Raw genomic sequence first — 17,508 nt, 5'->3', positions numbered from 1 at the left:
TGATTCATCCACCCCGTTACAAGCTGTAACTATGAGTTCCCTCGTTCGCACCATCGCTGACTCTCCTGTTGTTTCCGGTTGGAATGGTCGGATCCGGTTGGGCGCGATCGCCTTAACCTGCGCGATCGTGCCGTTCTGGGGGGCAGCGAACGCCGCCGCATTGTCCTCGCCGTTTCCCGCGCCATCCCATCGAGGCGAACTGGAGATCTCCGGGAACCTCGCCCAGACGCCGCCCCCCGAACCGCCGACCCAGCAACCGATCGAACCCCTACCGGAGGCGGAACCGACGACCCCGGAGGAAGAAGAACCCGTCCTCGAACCGCCGACCCCGGAAGGCGAACCTCCCGAGAGTGGGATTCAAATCGAAATCCGCGAAGTCCGCGTGAGTGGATCGACGGTGTTAGAAGCGTCGGAAATTGACGAAATCGCAGCTTCCGTAGAGGGGCGATCGGTGACGCTGGAAGAATTGAGGGAAGTGGCCGATCGCATCACCCAGTTATATCTGGATCGCGGTTATATTACCTCCCGCGCGATTTTAGCCGATCAAACCATTGAAGATGGGGTCGTCGAGATTACGATCGTCGAAGGTAGTTTGGAGAAAATCGAAGTCGAGGGAAATAACCGCGTTCGCGAGAGTTACATTCGTTCGCGGGTGGCGTTGGGGGCGACCCAACCGTTAAATACGGCGCGTTTGGAAGATCGATTGCGCTTGTTGCGAATCGATCCGTTATTCGAGAATATCGAAGCGAGTTTGCGGGCGGGAAGTGAGTTAGGGAAGAGTATTCTCACCGTTAGGGTACAAGAGGCGAGTCCCTGGAGTGGGGGCTTCAGCGTCGATAACTATTCGCCGCCGAGTGTGGGGTCGGAACGGTTGGGGGCGAATCTGCGGTTTCGCAATTTAACCGGGTTTGGCGATGAAATTTCGGCCACGTCTTATCTTGGATTGGGGGATTCTCAGTCCTTCGATTTCAGTTATCGGATTCCAGTGAATGCGATGAACGGCACGATCGCCCTTCGGGTGGCGCCCAATCAGAATGGGATCGTCCAGGAACCGTTCGACGAATTTAATATTGAGGGGGAATCGGATTTATATGAAGTTAGTTTTCGGCAACCGTTCGTGCGATCGCCCCGGCAGGAATTTGCCCTCTCGTTAGGGTTTACGCACCAGGAAAGTCAAACCTTTGTGGACGGGGAACCGTTTCCCTTCGGGACCGGACCCGACGAGGACGGGATTAGCCGCACCAGTGTGGTGAAATTCGGTCTCGACTACCTGCGGCGGGATGTCAGTGGGGCCTGGTCGGTGCGATCGCTGTTCAATTTGGGGACTGGGATGTTCGACGCCACCACCAATGACGATCCGATTCCGGACGGGCGCTTTTTCAGTTGGATCGGTCAAGTCCAGCGCGTCCAGCGTTTGGGCAGTGCGCAATTGTTAATTCTTCAAGGGGACGTACAGCTTTCCCCCGATCCGTTACTTTCGTCTCAGCAGTTCGTCATCGGCGGCGGGCAATCCTTGCGCGGTTACCGCCAAAACGTGCGATCGGGGGATAATGGGTTTCGTTTTTCCGTAGAAAACCGGATCGCGATCGCCCGGGATGCGTCCGGAATTCCGATTTTTCAAGTGGCGCCCTTTTTCGATGTCGGCACGGTCTGGAACCACGACGACAACCCCAACCGCTTGCCCCGGGAAACGTTTTTAGCAGGGGTCGGCGTCGGGGTGCTGTGGCAACTCTTTCCCGGCTTCAACCTACGCCTCGACTATGCCCGTCCCATTTTCGAGATTGACGACAAAGGCGAGAACGCACAGGATGAAGGGTTTTATTTTAATGTCAACTATCAATTTTAACGACAGCTTGGAAGGGCAGGCGCCACGAGGCGATCGCGCGATTTGGACTCGCTCCCCCTTAAAACTCCTCATTCGGAGCGTCAGGCGCCTCTAACGGCATCATCGGCAGGTCGAGCAGGGGTTCCTCGGCGCGATCGTCGAGTTTGACCGTCGCCAGCAGTTGCTGCCAGCGTGCCTCTAGGAGAGGATCGGCGGGTCGATCTTGTCGCAGTTGGAACAGTTCGGCCAGCAGGTCGTACCAGAGCCCTTCGCGTTCGTAAATGGCGAGGCGATCGCCCGGCGAAGCGGCTTCGAGTTCGTCTTGGAGGGGGGTGGTGAGTTCCACGCGCTCGATCCACCCTCCCACGAGCATATTGGGATCGCACTCGAAGGATAAATACCAGTTGTAATAGGTATCCGGTTCTAAGGGAGTAGCGCTGCCGTCATCGGGAACCGAAATGGCGATCGTGCCGCCTCGTTCCGGAATCGAAACCAGGCTTTTGTACAAGACGCGATCGGGATCGTTGGCATCGACCAACTCGAACTCAACTTTTTCCGAAGAGTTGGGAATCCCGGGGACGTAGAAAAATAACGTGGGATAGGCGGCAACCGTTCGTCCTAAATTGGTTTCGGGAACCAGAGCGGTCAACTCCAATGCCGCTCGCGGACAGCGACTGCGCGTTCCGCCGCCGACACGGCGACCGGGGGTACCGCGATCCGGTGGCTCGAACGAATTCCATTCCGTCGTCAACCCTTCCGACTCTGTCGTCACCGTCCCTTGAGCGCGAACGGGTCGGGAATCGAGGGAGAGGGTCGAGAGACCGAATGCCGTCGAAAGAAAAATCCAAGTCGCAAAAATGTGGAAAAATTTCCAAGCCATGATCTATGCCTTTAAATGCAGGAGGGGCGATACGCCTCTGGCGTCGCCTTGCGAACGGAAAGCCCCTGAGTTCCGATCTTTCCGAATATCGATCGCCCGAAGTGTTCCCCAAAGGAGTCAATTTAGGGAGTCGCTGGCTCGAAACTCAATTCGACCAACGGCGCGTTAGCGATATCGTCGAGTTCGACCGCATCGAGCAACTGCTGCCATCGAGCGGACCAAGAGGAGTTATCGGCGCTTTCGCTTTGGAGTTGAGCCAGGGTATCGAGCAAATCGTACCAAAGCCGTTCTCTTTGGTAAATTTCGACTTTTTCGGCAGCCGAAGCCATTTCTAGTTCTTGAGCGAGCGGGTTGGGGGTTTCGACGCGCTCGATCCATCCTCCCGTAGAGAGGGTATGGGGTTCGGAGCTTTTGTAGTCGCAGATTACCGAGAAATACCAGTTGTAAATTTTATCCACGGCCAAGCCCTCGCTTTCTCCATTATCCGGCAGGGCGATCGCCACGATCCCGGATTGTTTGGGAATCGGCATCGTGGTTTTATAAACGGTTTTGACGTCTTGCCAGTTCGATTGGTCTTCGAGGAGAAACTCAATTTGCATGTCCTGGGCCGGGACGATCTCGGGAATGTAAAAGAAGAAAGTCGGATGTTGGGAGAGGGTTTGCCCTTGGTTCGTCGGCGGAATTAAGGCCACGATATTTTGGGCGCTTTGCGGACACAGACCCCGCGTGGCGCCACCGATGCGCCGTCCGGGCGCACCACTTTGGGGAGGGTCGAAGGGGGCGGCATTCCAGTCCGTGGGTAACTCTTGGGCGATCGCCCCCGAAGGGGGAGCGCTATGGGCGCGGCTGCGGGTGGGGAAGGCAAGCGTACCCCATAGGGAAAGGGATAACAGCGCCGCGAGGGAAAACAAATTTAGGGGGGATTTTCTCCAAATCACGATCGTGTAGCCTTTGGGTGAATTTCCTTATGTTGCTCGGACAGGGACGCTATAGCCAGTATTCCGTTCGGAGAAAGTGGTCGAACCGCTCTTCCCGAACAGATCGCGCCCCGACAAAGTTGATAAATTATCGAGCGTGCGATCGACGAGCTGCGGTTCGGTGCGGACATCCTGCCGTGCTGTTTGACCCATTTCTTTATAGGAGGGTAGACGTAACGAGCAAGCGGTGAGTTTCGCGCAGGGCGAAATGCACAGAGTTGAGTCCTCTGAGATCGGCTTCATCACTTTGGGTTTGCACCCGTTCGGGTTGGCCTTATTCTGAAGAGGACCCCTCGATCTTTCCTTGCGCCTTGAGGGAGTTCGGCGTAACTGGCTAGTTCGTCGATCCCCCAATTTGACATCCTCTCCGGCCTAAAGGCGCCCAGATTCCCAGACCTTACGATCTGAGTTTCTGCTTCGTAGCACCAGCATAAGCGAGATTTAGTCTCTTCAGGTCTTACGGTCGCGACCCAGACTGACACCGCTTGCCCGGCGGCCAAGACATTGATAGCAGCGTTTACGTCCCGGTCATGTTCATGCCCACATTCAGGACATTTCCATTCCCGAACATTCAAATGCAGTCGTTCGACGTCCTGCTCGCAGTTCGAGCAGCGTTTCGAGGATGGGAACCAACGGTCAATTTTGAGCAGTTCCCGACCGTACCACTCGCTTTTGGAGGTAAGCTGCCTAACCCATTCACCCCAACTGGCATCCGAAATGGGTTGTGCCAAGTTGCGGTTTTTGAGCCCGTTCTTCACCGCCAAATCCTCAATGGAGATCGCTTGATTGTCGCGCACCAATTGAGTTGTGAGTTTGTGAAGAAAGCTGTTGCGGGGATCGGCAATTTCGGCTTGCAAGTTAGCGACTTTGAGCCGTGGTTCGTGCCGATTATTAGAACCGTTCATCTTTCGGGACAGCGCCTTTTGCGCTTGAACCCGACCTGCCCAAAAATTAGCAAACCCTGTTTGCAGGTGCCGCAAGCCTTGCTGCAAGGGGACGCAGCTCACTTCATTCAGAAAGCTAAGCTCGTCTTCTTTTTTCCATTCGGCGAGCATGGCCGATGTTTCTTTGTACCCGATTCGCTCTTGCCTTTGATACCAACCTTCAGTCCTTGCCGCCAAAGCTCGGTTGTAGACAAGACAAGTACGACCCAACGTTCTCCGAAGCACATTTTCTGGCTTCGGAGTTGGATAGAAACGATATCGGAACGCCTTTTTAGTCATGCTTACGTTATAGCGCGTAAAATGTAAAGCCGCCCTCAAAGGGCGGGGTTTCAGACCCAGGAGTTTTGATGAGTTCGGATTCACCTGTGCTACCCCCTCAGACTCGTGCCGATTTGCGAACGGTCAGACCGTTTGGCGTTTATCGCTTGCACGGGTTGACGTTTCTCGGCGATCGCGCGATCGCCGTCGATTCGGTACGCGGACATTTGCTAGAAATCGACCTGACCACCGAGAACACCACCATTCTCAATCCCTACCAAGTTTCGGATTTTTTAGACGTTCGCGGTTTGGCCTTTTGGCAAGAGAGCTTGTGGCTGACCCGCGAGGATACGGTGTATTGTTGTCCCGACGCGCGCGATCGCCTCGGTCGCGAACCGTTAAAATTTGAGGAATTTGCTCGATTGGGCGATCGCTTAAGCGGGGTGGCGGTCTGGGAATCGGCGGTTTACGTCAGTTGTCAGCGTGCGGGTTATATTTACATTCTCAACCGCAATAGTGGGGAGATCATCACCCAATTTTACGCCCCCGGAATCGGCGAGGAAAACTTGGCGGTCAGCGAAGAAGACCTGTGGATTTGCGATAGCGAAGAGCAGACGATTTATTGCATGGACCGCGCCACCGGGGATTTGCGCTACAACCTGCTGACTCCCTATTCCCATCCGACGGCGATCGCCTTCGACCCCCGGCAAGTCTCGGCCCACCGCCTGCTGCACGTCGCCTACGCCGAAGAAGAAATTTATATCCGCGACGATCCTAACGCTAGCAATCCCCATCAAGTCAGTTTCCGCGATCGCACCTTCATCCATCCCGTTTGCTTCCAGTACCATCCCCAACAGCACTACACCCTCTCCAACGGCTACCTGGTGGAGATGTCCTACGTCGAGGAACTGTCCCCCCTCGAACCCGTACAGTTTGAAAAGCTCGACTGGCGGATCGCCTTACCTGCAGATACCGCGCGCCAACGGCTCAAAGAGGTTCGCGCGATCGGAATGCCCTTTGAAGAAGAAACCGAACGGGGACAGCGCTTTGCAGTGTTTAAATTCGATACCCTCCAACAGGACGAAGCCCGGATTTTCGGCTGGAAAGCCCTCGTCGAACTCTACAGCATCAAATATCACCTGACCCCGCGCGACGTCGAAGACCTCCCCGAACTTCCCGAGGAGTTCAAACAGCTCTATTTGGTCGATAACGACCAACTGGCGATGAATAGCGACATCGTTCGCCAAGCCGCTAGGGAGGCGATCGGCAACGAAACCAACTTGTTGCGTAAAATCCTCAGTATCCGCGATTACGTCTACGACAAACTCGACTACGGCATCAAACCCTACATCGATCCCCCCGACGTGGTGTTAGAACGCGGCGTCGGTTCGTGCGGCGAATATGTCGGCGTCTTGCTCGCCTTACTGCGCTTGAACGGGATCGCCTGTCGGACTGTCGGTCGCTACAAATGTCCTCCCCACCCCGAACGTAAGGGCGTTCCCCTGCAACCGGATTACAATCACGTTTGGTTGGAATTTTACGTCCCCGGGATCGGCTGGATTCCGATGGAGTCCAACCCGGACGACAACGAAGAGGGCGGATTGCACCCGATGCGCTTTTTTATGGGATTGGCGTGGCATCACATCGAGCTGGGGAAAGGGATCCGCTTTGAAAGTCTTCGCCTCGATGGGGTTCCCATTCATAAAAGCAAAATTCCCCTCGGCGATCTCGCGCTCAACCACGTTCGCTTTACTATTCTCGACGAACTGCCGCCCCCGAATCCGGAGGAATAAGCGCGCAACCGTGGGAGGCGATCGCCCGGTGTAGAACCTGGGGCGATCGCCCCGCCTCTTCTACGCACCTAAAAATGCAAAAACCCGCTCCGAAAGCGGGTTTCGAGGAATGGACACAACTGGACTCGAACCAGTGACCCCCACGATGTCAACGTGGTGCTCTAACCAACTGAGCTATGCGTCCTCGCCCAATGCGTTTACAACCTTAGCACAGGCATCTCGAAAGATGCAAGGGGTCAATCCAAAAAATTTTAGCTCCCGGTCGAAAATCCCTCGAAAAGCCCGTCATTTCGGACAATTCGTGGATTTGATAGGGGGTTGCACCAACTGTTCGATCTCAAGGAGCCCGAGCGAAAATGGAAGTTCGAGGCTCTTTTCCCCAAACCTCCAATGAAACCGACACACGAGCGGCGATCGCGGCCATTTCGGTATTGTAAAGTTTAACTGAATCCATAGTCAAGTATAGTCATTCCTGTTAAGATATAACCATGAAACTCTCAGACTATGCCAAAAAAGCCGGGGTGAGTTATCAAACGGCGTGGAGATGGTGGCAAAAAGGTCATCTAACGGGCTATCAACTTCGGGAACAATTATCATTACCGAAGAAGGGAAGAAGAAAACCGAGAGAATGGCCTGTATTTATGCCAGAGTCTCTAGTGCAGAAAATAAAGATCACCTTGAGCGACAAGCGGAACGGTTAAAAGATTATGCTATTGCCAGAGGCTATCAAATTTATAAAGTCGTCAAAGAAATTGGCAGTGGTTTAAATGATAATCGTCCAAAATTGGCTAAGGTTTTAACCGATTCCCATTACGATATATTGATAGTGGAGCATAAAGACCGTTTGGCGAGGTTGGGGACAAATCACCTTGAGATCCGGTTAAAAGAGAGGGGAAAAACCGTTGAGATTGTCAATCATAGCGAGGATCGACAAGATCAATTGATGGAAGATTTAATTGCTATCATTACTTCATTTTGTTCTCGTCTTTATGGATGAAGACGCTCGAAACGGAAAACCGAAAAAATCATTGCCGAATTAAAGGAACGCTAGTGAAATTAGTCGAAAGACATATAATCAAAAAAGGTCATAGGTTTTGGGATGAGATCGATGAGTTATCATGGCATTCCAAAAATCTCTACAATGCGGCTAATTATCTAATCCGTCAAAACTTTATTTATGGTCATGGTTACTTGAACTATAACCGGATGGATAAATTAATGCAGAAGACGGAGCAATATCGCGCTTTACCAGCTAAAGTCTCTCAACAGGTGTTACGAGGATTAGACAAAAACTGGCAATCCTTTTTTGCCGCCAATCAAGCCTACAAAGTCAACAAGGAGAAGTTTTTAGTCAACCCGAAAATTCCCAAATATAAAAACAGTCAGAAAGGTCGTCACTTATTGGTGTACGTGAAACAGGCTCTAAGTAAAGTGGCTTTAAAACAAGGTAAAATCAAATGCTCAAAAACCCAAATTTGGAGACTTCTGTAGCCGAAAAAGTAGTGGAGGTGAGAATCGTTCCTCGATGCGATTGTTATATCATTGAGGTTATTTATGAAGAAGTAGAACCAACATTAAAATCCAATGAATGGATCGCTAGTGTGGATTTAGGTGTAGATGTTTTAATGGCTGTAACTTCTAATCAACCGGACTTTGTTCCTCTGTTGATAAATGGCAGTCGCAGGTACATAAACGCACACTTTAATATCAAAAAAACAGGGAGTGCGTTTATGTACCTGCGACCCTTAAAAAGCCTGAATCAATTCTACAATAAACGAAAAGCCTTTCTCCAATCCCAATTAAAAGGAAATCGACCCACCTCTAAGAGAATCCAGCGTCTGACTCGATGCCGAAATCAAAAAGTGGAGAACTATCTCCATCGAGCCAGCCGTTATCTGGTCAATCTACTGCTTGATAAAAATATTACTACTTTAGTCATTGGCAAAAATGAGGGGTGGAAACAAAATGCCAAGATGGGGAAAGTTAACAACCAAAACTTTGTGGGAATTCCTTTCAACCGTCTGATTGAAATGTTGACCTATAAATGTCAATTAGTAGGGATTAAAGTGGTTCTAACTGAAGAGAGTTATACCAGCCAGTCGAACTTTTTCAACTTAGATCCGCTTCCCGTTTATGGAGAAACAGTAGAAATTCCCAAGTTTACGGGAAAAAGAATCCAAAGAGGTCTTTACCGGACTGATACAGGATTATTGTGCCAAGCGGATATTTTAGGTTCCTATAATATCTTAAGAAAAGCATTCTCAAATGCCTTTATGGGCTATGGGATAGAGAGGTGCGTAGTTCACGATTATGAGAATTAATCTCTCAAAGCCAAAATGAAGGGGATTTTTGAAATAGAATCCATGTCTTGTTTATATCTGACTATATTTTGGTTAACTATCCTGAAACCATCGACCAAGAAAAGTAAAAGCATCCTGTCCCGGGTCTACCCCGATCTCCAGATCAGCCGTCAACATTGAGATGAACTTAGATTTACCGAGATTTTTCAAAGCCTGCAATCCCAGCAAAACCCTCGACATGACCAACGAGGAAGATCGCAAATACTACATCGATTTTTCTTCCGTTCGGGGGGGGAATATCATTCGCGAATTGGGTCGCACCATTTCCCTACTCTCCGGGGACGACCCCACCTGTCAACTGTTCACCGGACATATCGGTTGCGGGAAATCCACCGAACTCTTCCGACTGAAAAACGAACTGCAACAACAAGGATTCCACGTCGTCTACTTCGAGTCCTCCCAAGACCTCGATATGGCCGATGTCGATATCACCGAAATTTTGCTCAGTATCGCCCGCCAAGTCTCGGAAAGCTTGGAAAAAATCGATATTTCCGTGCAACCGCGCGGCTTTAAAAACTTACTCCAGGAAGCCGCCCAGTTTTTACAAACTCCCATCGAACTCAAAGGCGAAGCCGCCATTCCCGGCGTCGGAACCTTCAGTGCCACGAGCGAAGGCGAAGTCGGCTTTTCCTTGCCGGGGGGCATCGGTTCGATTACGGCCCGGGCCCGTCACAGTCCCAAAATCCGCCATCAATTGCGCCAGTATTTAGAACCGCGTACCAACAATATTCTCGAAGCGATTAATAGCGAACTGCTCGATCCGGCCAATGCTTTACTCAAAGGGCAGGGGAAAAAAGGATTAGTGGTGATTGTCGATAACTTAGATCGGGTAGACAGTTCGCCGAAACCCTCCGGACGGACCCAGCCGGAATACTTATTTGTCGATCGCGGCGAACAGCTCCGGCGCCTCAACTGTCACGTGGTCTACACGATTCCGCTATCGTTAATTTTCTCCAACGATTTCGGTCGCTTAACCAGTCGTTTCGGAGTCAAACCGAAAGTATTGCCGATGGTTCCGGTGCAGTCGCGCGAGGGTCAAGATTTTCAAAAGGGGATGAACTTGCTGCGCCACATGGTGCTGGCTCGGGCGTTTCCAGAAATTGCCCCGGAACGGCATTTAGAGTTGATCGACGAGGTATTCGATTCCCGGGACACCCTCGATCGCCTCTGTCGGGTCAGTGGCGGTCATCCGCGCAACTTGCTCGGGTTTTTATATAGCTGTTTGCAACAACAAGATCCGCCGATTTCGCGGATGTGTTTGGAAAACGTGATCAAAGAACATCGCGACGATTTGATCGCGGCGATTAGCGATGACGAGTGGGCGTTGTTATTTGAAGCCTTGGAAAATCGTAGCGTTCAGGGGGACGAACATTATCAAATCTTGTTACGCAGTATGTTTTTATTTGAATATCGCGACCCCGAGGGGCGTTGGTATTGGATCAATCCGGCGTTAGCGGAAGCGCCTAAGTTTAAAAATTGGCAAATGAGCCGTTAGGAGCGATGGTGAAGTTCTCGGGGATCGGTGGAACCACAATGGAGAATCGCCGGGATTGCGATCGCGATCGTCCCAGGGGGGATCGGCATGGGCCAGAATAGCGATCGATCTGGAGATCCCCCGATCTCGTTGAGGGAACAACCCCAGAGCTAGTGTGTTTTTCCTCTCTACCCAGCCAAGGGCTGGAGACAGGGTTTAAATTTATCACTAAAATGTTTTAAACTTACTCATTTTTTAGGCTATAATCAAATCATGAGTAAGTTTAGTATTTCCGAAGCAGCAAAAATCAAAGGAGTATCACCATCGACGTTAAGACGTTGGGAATCGGAAGGGAAATTAATCCCTGAGCGCACGGCGTCGGGACACCGGAGATACTCTATGTCTCAATTGCTCGGGGTTGAACCTCATAGAGCATACACAATCGGTTATGCACGAGTCAGTAGCCACGACCAGAAACAAGACCTAGAACGTCAAAAGGAAATTATTGAATTGTTCTGCGCTCAAAATGGTTGGGAGCATGAGATTATCCAAGACTTAGGCTCTGGGATGAATTACAGTAAGCGTGGGTTAAAGCGTCTTCTGAGGTTAATCACATCGGGTGAAATCGACAGACTGGTTCTGACCCATAAGGATAGGTTACTTAGATTCGGGGCTGAACTTGTGTTCAGCATCTGCGAGCAGTTTGGTGTAGAGATTGTGATTATAAATCGGACTGAGGATGCCAGTTCTGAGGAAGACTTAGCCAACGATGTGTTAGAAATCATTAACGTGTTTTCGGCTCGTCTTTATGGTAGCCGAAGTGGCAAGAACAAAAAAATAGTTGAGGAGTTAAAAAAAATTAGTGAAAAGCTTTAAGACCAAGCTAGACTTAAATAACTGAAAACGAACGCTGATGGCGAAACACGCTCCTTGTAGCTCGAAACGTTTGGAATTGGGGACTCGCTACCTGTAAGGAAACATTAGAAGCCGGAGGTAAACTCCCGAGTGCTATAGACTTACACAAGAGATGAGTCGCCGAGGTAAAAAGTCAGAATCCTTGGTACTATAAGGTTTCCAAATGTAGCCCTCAAGAAGCGTTGTGTCACCTCAATAAAGCGGTTAAGCGAGTTGGGCAAGTCAAAGGAACAGGTTTCCCCAAGTTTAAGAAAAAGAATGTCAAAGAGAGTTTTTACCTGGAAGGAAGCATTAAAGTTTCCGGTGATTGGATGAAGCTACCTCGGATCGGTTGGGTAAGAAGCCACGAACAGTTACCGCCAGTCCATCCCAAAAACGTCACGATGAGTAAACGAGCAGGGGACTGGTATATTGCCTTCAAAATTGATTTTGAACCCCAGGTCACACCAAAAATAAGAGAGCGGTAGGTATGTTGTTTGTCGAAGAGATCGACGTGGTCTCGTGGCAGAGAGGAATGCTGTCAAAACACGGTGCCGATGCGGGCTTCGGTCAGTTTGTGGAGATCTTAGAGTGGGTGTGTTGGAAACGGGGTGTGTGTTTTGCTAGAGTGGATAGAAACGGGACGAGTCAGACTTGTCCTAACTGTGGCGGATATACGGGGAAGGAAACCCTGGATCTGAGAGTTCACTGCTGCAATGAATGTGGATATATCACCACCAGAGATGTAGCGGCAAGTCAGGAAATTAGAAATCGTGGAATTTCTGCGCTAGGGCATAGCGTGGCTGAAAATGTCTGTGGACTGGAAGCGACGGGGAGTGTCGGTCACGATGCTCTAGTTGGCACGGGAGGAAGCAGAAAACCAGTGTCGCGAGGGACTGGAATCGCCCACTTGAAAGATATTAAGCGTAGCGAGATGGCTTAAGTGGGGGAGGGTGTCAAGACTGATTCGCCATACGCTCTTGAGAGCGACGCTTATAACGAGCGTTCTTTACACACGTCCGTTCGGGCGATCGCCCTGTCTCAAGGGCAGTTTGCCTTGATTTTGATGCGCTGTAACTACAGCTTTTTGCGATCGCGCGCGATCGCCCAATTAGAAACACTGTGTCGCGACGATCCGCAGATTCCGGACAAACCCCTTGAGAGCTTAGTTTTACCGAATACCGTTACCACCCTCTACACGACGATCGCCGAATTCCTGGGCGATCGCAAGCCCCTCGGCTTAATGATTTTGGGGTTGGAGTCGGCGATCGCCCTCGAATCGTTGCTGATTTCCACCAATCAGATGCGGGAAGAATTTCGTAAAAACTTCCCCTTTCCACTGATTTTGTGGGTCAACGAAGATCTGTTAGCGACGGCGATCCGCTTCGCGCCGGATTTTAAAAGTTGGGCGGCGACCTCGATTAAATTTGAACTCTCCAGTGCCGAATTACTCGCCTTTTTGCGTGGCGAAACCCGCGATCGCCTCGGGAAAATTTTACAAATTGGCGGTGCGGATTTCGGCAGAAATTGGACGATCGCCCGACCGATCGAGGCGATCGCCCGTGGCGAGGTCGAATTTGCCCTCAAAGATTTAGAATGGCGCGGGATCGACCTAGAAACGGATTTACGCGCTCAAGTCGAGTTTCTGCGAGGGTTTGACGACTTTTGCCAAGACCGCCTCGACACGGCAGAGATCGCCTATCAGAAGAGTTTGGCGATCTGCGAGGCGGGAGAACGACCGAGTGAGAACTACCGGGAAGGCGATCGGGGCCTGTCACCGCCGGGAACGCCGGAATGTCACGGGACCGTTTTATTTTACTTGGGCTTGTTATATGCCCGTCGGGCCGAACTGGTTCGCGGAACGTCTCCGGAGGAGAATCGTGTCCGAGAACGCCAACACTGGGAAAGCGCCCGAGATTATTTCCAAGAGGCGTTATCGGTCTTTCACGAGGCGGAACGTTTCGATTTAGTGGCGCAATATTTGACCCCGTTGGGACAAGTGTTGCGAGAGTTGGAAGCGTGGGACGAGTTGGAACAGTTGGCGCAATATGCCCTCGACCTCCACGCCAACGATCCGGTGCAACTGGCGCGCGATTACGGTTTTTTGGCGCAAGTCGCCCGGGTTCGCGGGGATTGGGAACTTTGCCGCCTGCAAGCGGCCAGCGCGATCGATACCCTGGCGCCCGTCGCCGAGGCGATCGGCAGCGAACGGGGGCTGTATTTCTTTTTGCTGGGGCAGGCTTTACAAAAATCGCCGATTTCCGGCGATAGTAACGCCTTGGTGCGCTTTTTCCGGATTCGCCAAGCCGAAGCCTTGCGTCATTTGAAACTCGCCCGTCAGGTGAGCGTTCCGTCGGAAGATCCGGGCTTGCACGTGGAGATTTTGAACGAATTGCGATCGCTGTATTTCCAACGTGGTGAATATTTGCAGGCTTTTCGGATCAAACAAGAACAACGGGCGATCGAGACCCTTTACGGGTTTCGCGCCTTTATCGGCGCCGGACAACTCCAACCTTCCCAAACCGGGACGGCTGGCGGTTATCGCCCGTCCTGGGCTTCGTTGCAGGGTAATGAGTTTCGATTTCCCTCTCAAGAAATTGCCGCCGCCGGACGCCAGCAGGATGTAGAACGGCTGTGCGAACGGATGAGCCGGGCCGATCGCAAGTTAACGATTCTTTACGGTCAGTCCGGGGTCGGTAAATCGTCCTTGGTCAAAGCGGGATTGGTTCCGGCCCTCGAACAGCGTCCGGTGGGCGATCGCTTGGCCCTGACCGCGATCGTGTCCGCCTATCTCGATTGGGTCGGCACCTTGGCGCGAACTCTCGGCGAGGCGTTCGGTCGGGAGGGGAGTGCGGGGGATCGGTCCGGTTCTGAGGAGGGGGCGTTGGCGATCGCCGCCAGTACGGGAGAACCCGTCGCGACAGCGCAGGCGATCGTCCGGCAGTTGCGCGAAAATGCAGAACGCAACTTGCTGACGATTCTCATTTTCGATCAATTTGAAGAGTTTTTTTTCGCGATCAAATCCCGCGAAACTCGCGAGCAATTTTACGACTTTTTAAAAACAGCTCTCGACGTTCCGTTTGTGAAAGTGATTCTTTCGTTGAGAATCGATTTTTTACATTATTTATTGGAGTTAGAGCGGTCGCGAAAATTCGATATCGTCAACAACGATATTCTCAATAAAGAGATTCGCTACTATCTCGGAGATTTTTCCCGGCAAAAAGCCACTGAAGTTTTTGAAAGTTTGAGCGGGCGATCGCAGTTTTATTTAGAACCCGAGTTGATCGATGCCCTCGTCAACGATCTCGCCGACGATACCGGAGAAGTTCGCCCGATTGAATTGCAACTGGTCGGCGCTCAATTACAAGACGATAAAATCACCACCCTCAAAGCCTATCGACAACTGGGAAGCGCGCCGAAATCGACCTTGATCGAGCGATCGCTCGTCCAAGTCGTGCGCGATTGCGGCCCGCAGAACGAGCGCATTGCTTGGGAAATTCTTTACAACCTCACCGATCGCAAAAACACTCGCCCCCTCAAAACTAAACAAGAATTACTCCAAGTGTGTTCCGGGGAAATCGTCGGCGAAGCGGCGCCGGGAGAAGAACGGCTCAACCTCATTCTCGAAATTTTAGTCGGTTCCGGCTTGGTGTTTCTCCACCACGAAGAACCCGCCGAACGCTATCAGTTGGTTCACGATTATCTCGTCAATCCCGTCCGCCAGAAATATGAAAAAGATTTCGGCGTTCAAGCCAGTTTGGCGAAAGCTTTAGAAGAAGAAAAAAAGCAATCTCAAGTCAAACTCGAACAGAGCAATCAAAAACTCAAACAACAACGCCAGGGATTGATGGTGTTAGCGGTGGGTTTGGCAATTGTTAGCTTGTTTGCTGTCCGCAATTGGCAACAAGCAGAAGTCCAGAAACGGTTTCTGGAAGTTCAAAAAGAACGGGCGCAAATTATCGCCATGAGTGCCGCCAACGAGGCGCTTTTCGTTTTAAATCGGGAATTTGACGCGCTCATGGAAAGTTTGAGGGCGTGGGGGGAGTTCAAACAGGCAAAACAGCCGGATGTGGAAACTAAAATGCGGGTGGCGACGGCATTGCAACAAGCGGTTTATGGCGTGCGAGAACGCAACCGTCTCGAAGGTCACGGCGCCGAAGTTTGGAGTGTGAGTTATTCCCCACGGGGGGATTTAATTGCTTCTGCAGGGAATGACGGGGAGATCCGAGTTTGGAAGCCGGACGGGAGTCTCCATCTGCTTTTACCCGGACATCTCGAAGCCCTCACCAGCGTCAGTTTTTCCCCGGACGGGAAGACGATCGCTTCGGCGAGTCGCGATCGCACGGTCAAACTCTGGAATGCTGAAGATGGCAGGTTGTTGGCGATTCTCGACGGTCACGAGGATAGTGTTTACTGCGTTACGTTTTCTCCGGATGGGGAACTGGTCGCTACCGCCAGTCACGATCGCACGATCAAACTCTGGCGCCGTTCTGACGGTCAATTGGTCAAAACAATTCGCGGTCACGACGGTCCGGTTACCTGGGTGACGTTTTCTCCGGACGGTCAACTGATTGCGTCGGCGTCCGACGATAAAACGGTGAAAGTCTGGCGCCGCAACGGTAAGCTGATGACGACTTTACCGCCCCATAACGATTGGGCGATCGCCGTTGCTTTTTCCAAAGATGGCAAAAGTATCGTTTCTGCGGGGATCGATAAGATGATTCGGGTCTGGCACCTCGACGGGCGCCCGCCGAGAATTTGGAAAGCCCACGAGGGCGAGATTTTCAGCCTCGCTTTCGTCCCGAATAGCAATCTGTTCGCTTCCTCGTCCGACGACAACACGATCAAACTGTGGGAACTGGACGGGACCTTAGTTCGTACCCTCAAAGGGCATAGCGGTCGCGTGACCAGCGTCAGTTTTGCCCCCGATGGCGAAACCCTCGCCTCCGGAAGTTTCGATAAAACCGTGCGGTTGTGGCGGTACCGACGAAGTTTGTTGACGGTTTTGAAAGGTCATGACAGTCGCGTTTCTAGTGTCAGTTTTGCCCCCGATGGCGAAACGATCGCCTCGGCGAGTTGGGATAATACGGCGAAGCTGTGGGATCGACAGGGGAATTTGCTGACGACCCTCAACGAAGCGCAAGGGCATCAAAAACGGGTGTTTGGGGTGTCGTTTTCCCCGGATGGGGAGTCGATTGCGACCGCTTCGCAAGACTGCACGGTCAAAGTTTGGAATCGTCAGGGGGAGTTGTTAACAACCTTGGTGGATCCGAAGTTGGAAAGGGTAGAAGTCTCGTTATCCCCCGTGACGAGTATGGAGGATGAAGGGAATGAGGATTGTAACGGGGCTTCCACTCACGGCGATCGCGTCTATGCGGTGAGTTTTTCGCCAGACGGTCAAACGATCGCCTCCGGAAGTCGCGATCGTACCGTGAAACTCTGGGGCGTCGATGGGAGTTTGTTGGCGACGTTGGAAGGTCACGGCGATCGGGTCAACAGCGTCAGCTTCTCTCCCAACGGACGCTATCTCGCCTCTGGAAGCGACGATAAAACCATTAAACTCTGGGATACCCGCCAGAAAAAGTTAGTGCGTACTTTTTCCGGAATTGCAGGTCACGACTCCTACGTGACCGACGTTAGCTTCTCTCCCGACGGTAAAACGATCGCCTCCGCCAGTTGGGACAATACCGTCAAGCTGTGGCCCTTGGAAGGTGGCGAACCGCGCACCCTGCTACAGGGATATAGCGATAGTGTCGAAAGTGTCAGTTTTTCCCCCAACGGCGAAATCCTCGCCTCCGCCAGTTGGGATACCACCGTCAAACTCTGGAGTTTGAACAATGGGAATTTGATCAAAACCCTCCAAGGTCATACCTCCGGCGTGTTAGATGTCGCCTTCAGTCCGGCGGGGAAAATGGCGATCGCCTCCGCAGGCGCCGACAACCACATCATCGTCTGGAACCTCGACTTAGACGATCTGGTGATTCGCGCCTGTAGTTGGTTAAATGACTATTTAGAACATTCCACCAACATCAGCGAAGAAGACCGCAATCTTTGTGAAGGAATCCCCATTCGAGAGATTCCCTGACCTCTTCCATCTCAACTC

13 protein-coding genes, 1 tRNA gene and 1 pseudogene are annotated in these 17,508 nt (G+C 51.8%); 11 read left to right on the top strand and 4 right to left on the bottom strand.

What is annotated here, in order from left to right; all coding sequences use genetic code 11:
* Window positions 1–31: 31 nt before the first annotated feature.
* Entirely contained in the window at window positions 32–1,846 is a 1,815-nt protein-coding gene (locus tag HCG48_RS01360; RefSeq protein ID WP_168567550.1) for a ShlB/FhaC/HecB family hemolysin secretion/activation protein, read from the top strand.
* 58 nt (window positions 1,847–1,904) lie between these two features.
* Here HCG48_RS01360 and HCG48_RS01355 read toward each other — a convergent pair whose 3' ends face one another.
* The 3 genes from HCG48_RS01355 to HCG48_RS01345 all read right to left on the bottom strand — a co-directional run bounded on the left by HCG48_RS01355 (window position 1,905) and on the right by HCG48_RS01345 (window position 4,905).
* Window positions 1,905–2,705 (bottom strand): DUF928 domain-containing protein, encoded by an 801-nt coding sequence (locus tag HCG48_RS01355; protein WP_168567549.1) that lies wholly within the window; start codon window positions 2,703–2,705, stop codon window positions 1,905–1,907.
* 122 nt (window positions 2,706–2,827) lie between these two features.
* A complete protein-coding gene (locus HCG48_RS01350) occupies window positions 2,828–3,643 on the bottom strand; it encodes a DUF928 domain-containing protein (protein ID WP_168567548.1) in 816 nt (271 codons plus the stop codon).
* 281 nt (window positions 3,644–3,924) lie between these two features.
* Window positions 3,925–4,905: an RNA-guided endonuclease TnpB family protein gene (locus HCG48_RS01345; RefSeq protein WP_320415766.1), complete on the bottom strand. Its 981-nt coding sequence runs from the start codon at window positions 4,903–4,905 to the stop codon at window positions 3,925–3,927.
* A gap of 86 nt (window positions 4,906–4,991) precedes the next feature.
* Here HCG48_RS01345 and HCG48_RS01340 point away from each other — a divergent pair, with 86 nt between their 5' ends.
* Entirely contained in the window at window positions 4,992–6,677 is a 1,686-nt protein-coding gene (locus tag HCG48_RS01340; protein WP_375339323.1) for a transglutaminase domain-containing protein, read from the top strand.
* Between the two features lie 110 nt (window positions 6,678–6,787).
* Here the strand turns inward: HCG48_RS01340 and HCG48_RS01335 are convergent.
* Window positions 6,788–6,861 (bottom strand) — tRNA-Val (locus tag HCG48_RS01335).
* Between the two features lie 360 nt (window positions 6,862–7,221).
* Here HCG48_RS01335 and HCG48_RS01330 point away from each other — a divergent pair.
* The 9 genes and pseudogenes from HCG48_RS01330 (at window position 7,222) to HCG48_RS01300 (ending at window position 17,490) form a co-directional block, all read left to right on the top strand.
* Complete coding sequence (locus HCG48_RS01330) at window positions 7,222–7,674, top strand: IS607 family transposase (RefSeq protein ID WP_246260194.1); 453 nt, start codon at window positions 7,222–7,224, stop codon at window positions 7,672–7,674.
* Entirely contained in the window at window positions 7,671–8,168 is a 498-nt protein-coding gene (locus HCG48_RS25670; RefSeq protein ID WP_246259827.1) for a transposase, read from the top strand. The genes HCG48_RS01330 and HCG48_RS25670 overlap by 4 nt, the downstream gene beginning before the upstream one ends.
* Window positions 8,135–8,998, top strand: coding sequence for an RNA-guided endonuclease InsQ/TnpB family protein (locus HCG48_RS01325; protein ID WP_246259826.1), 864 nt, complete (start codon window positions 8,135–8,137; stop codon window positions 8,996–8,998). The genes HCG48_RS25670 and HCG48_RS01325 overlap by 34 nt, the downstream gene beginning before the upstream one ends.
* A gap of 160 nt (window positions 8,999–9,158) precedes the next feature.
* Entirely contained in the window at window positions 9,159–10,532 is a 1,374-nt protein-coding gene (locus HCG48_RS01320) for a P-loop NTPase fold protein (RefSeq protein ID WP_168567546.1), read from the top strand.
* 252 nt (window positions 10,533–10,784) lie between these two features.
* Complete coding sequence (locus HCG48_RS01315; protein WP_168567545.1) at window positions 10,785–11,387, top strand: IS607 family transposase; 603 nt, start codon at window positions 10,785–10,787, stop codon at window positions 11,385–11,387.
* 80 nt (window positions 11,388–11,467) lie between these two features.
* Window positions 11,468–11,542 (top strand): annotated as a pseudogene (locus HCG48_RS26735) (hypothetical protein); the annotation flags it as partial.
* Window positions 11,543–11,608: 66 nt separating this feature from the next.
* Window positions 11,609–11,893, top strand: a complete 285-nt coding sequence (locus HCG48_RS25665; RefSeq protein WP_246259824.1) for a hypothetical protein — start codon at window positions 11,609–11,611, stop codon at window positions 11,891–11,893.
* 47 nt (window positions 11,894–11,940) lie between these two features.
* Window positions 11,941–12,348 (top strand): zinc ribbon domain-containing protein, encoded by a 408-nt coding sequence (locus tag HCG48_RS01305; RefSeq protein ID WP_246259822.1) that lies wholly within the window; start codon window positions 11,941–11,943, stop codon window positions 12,346–12,348.
* Window positions 12,349–17,490, top strand: coding sequence for a WD40 domain-containing protein (locus HCG48_RS01300; RefSeq protein ID WP_168567544.1), 5,142 nt, complete (start codon window positions 12,349–12,351; stop codon window positions 17,488–17,490).
* Window positions 17,491–17,508 lie beyond the last annotated feature (18 nt).

The organism is Oxynema aestuarii AP17, assembly GCF_012295525.1.
Taxonomy (GTDB): Bacteria; Cyanobacteriota; Cyanobacteriia; order Cyanobacteriales; family Laspinemataceae; genus Oxynema; species Oxynema aestuarii.
This window is presented reverse-complemented; position numbering and strand designations above follow the sequence as displayed.

What these genes read in the sequence shown, in the direction of transcription:
- HCG48_RS01355 (WP_168567549.1), bottom strand. Translation starts at nt 2,705, where the DNA reads ATGGCTTGGAAATTTTTCCACATTTTTGCGACTTGGATTTTTCTTTCG.
- HCG48_RS01305 (WP_246259822.1), top strand. Translation starts at nt 11,941, where the DNA reads ATGCTGTCAAAACACGGTGCCGATGCGGGCTTCGGTCAGTTTGTGGAG.
- HCG48_RS01325 (WP_246259826.1), top strand. Translation starts at nt 8,135, where the DNA reads ATGCTCAAAAACCCAAATTTGGAGACTTCTGTAGCCGAAAAAGTAGTG.
- HCG48_RS01345 (WP_320415766.1), bottom strand. Translation starts at nt 4,905, where the DNA reads ATGACTAAAAAGGCGTTCCGATATCGTTTCTATCCAACTCCGAAGCCA.
- HCG48_RS01360 (WP_168567550.1), top strand. Translation starts at nt 32, where the DNA reads ATGAGTTCCCTCGTTCGCACCATCGCTGACTCTCCTGTTGTTTCCGGT.
- HCG48_RS25670 (WP_246259827.1), top strand. Translation starts at nt 7,671, where the DNA reads ATGAAGACGCTCGAAACGGAAAACCGAAAAAATCATTGCCGAATTAAA.
- HCG48_RS01330 (WP_246260194.1), top strand. Translation starts at nt 7,222, where the DNA reads ATGGTGGCAAAAAGGTCATCTAACGGGCTATCAACTTCGGGAACAATT.
- HCG48_RS01315 (WP_168567545.1), top strand. Translation starts at nt 10,785, where the DNA reads ATGAGTAAGTTTAGTATTTCCGAAGCAGCAAAAATCAAAGGAGTATCA.
- HCG48_RS01320 (WP_168567546.1), top strand. Translation starts at nt 9,159, where the DNA reads ATGAACTTAGATTTACCGAGATTTTTCAAAGCCTGCAATCCCAGCAAA.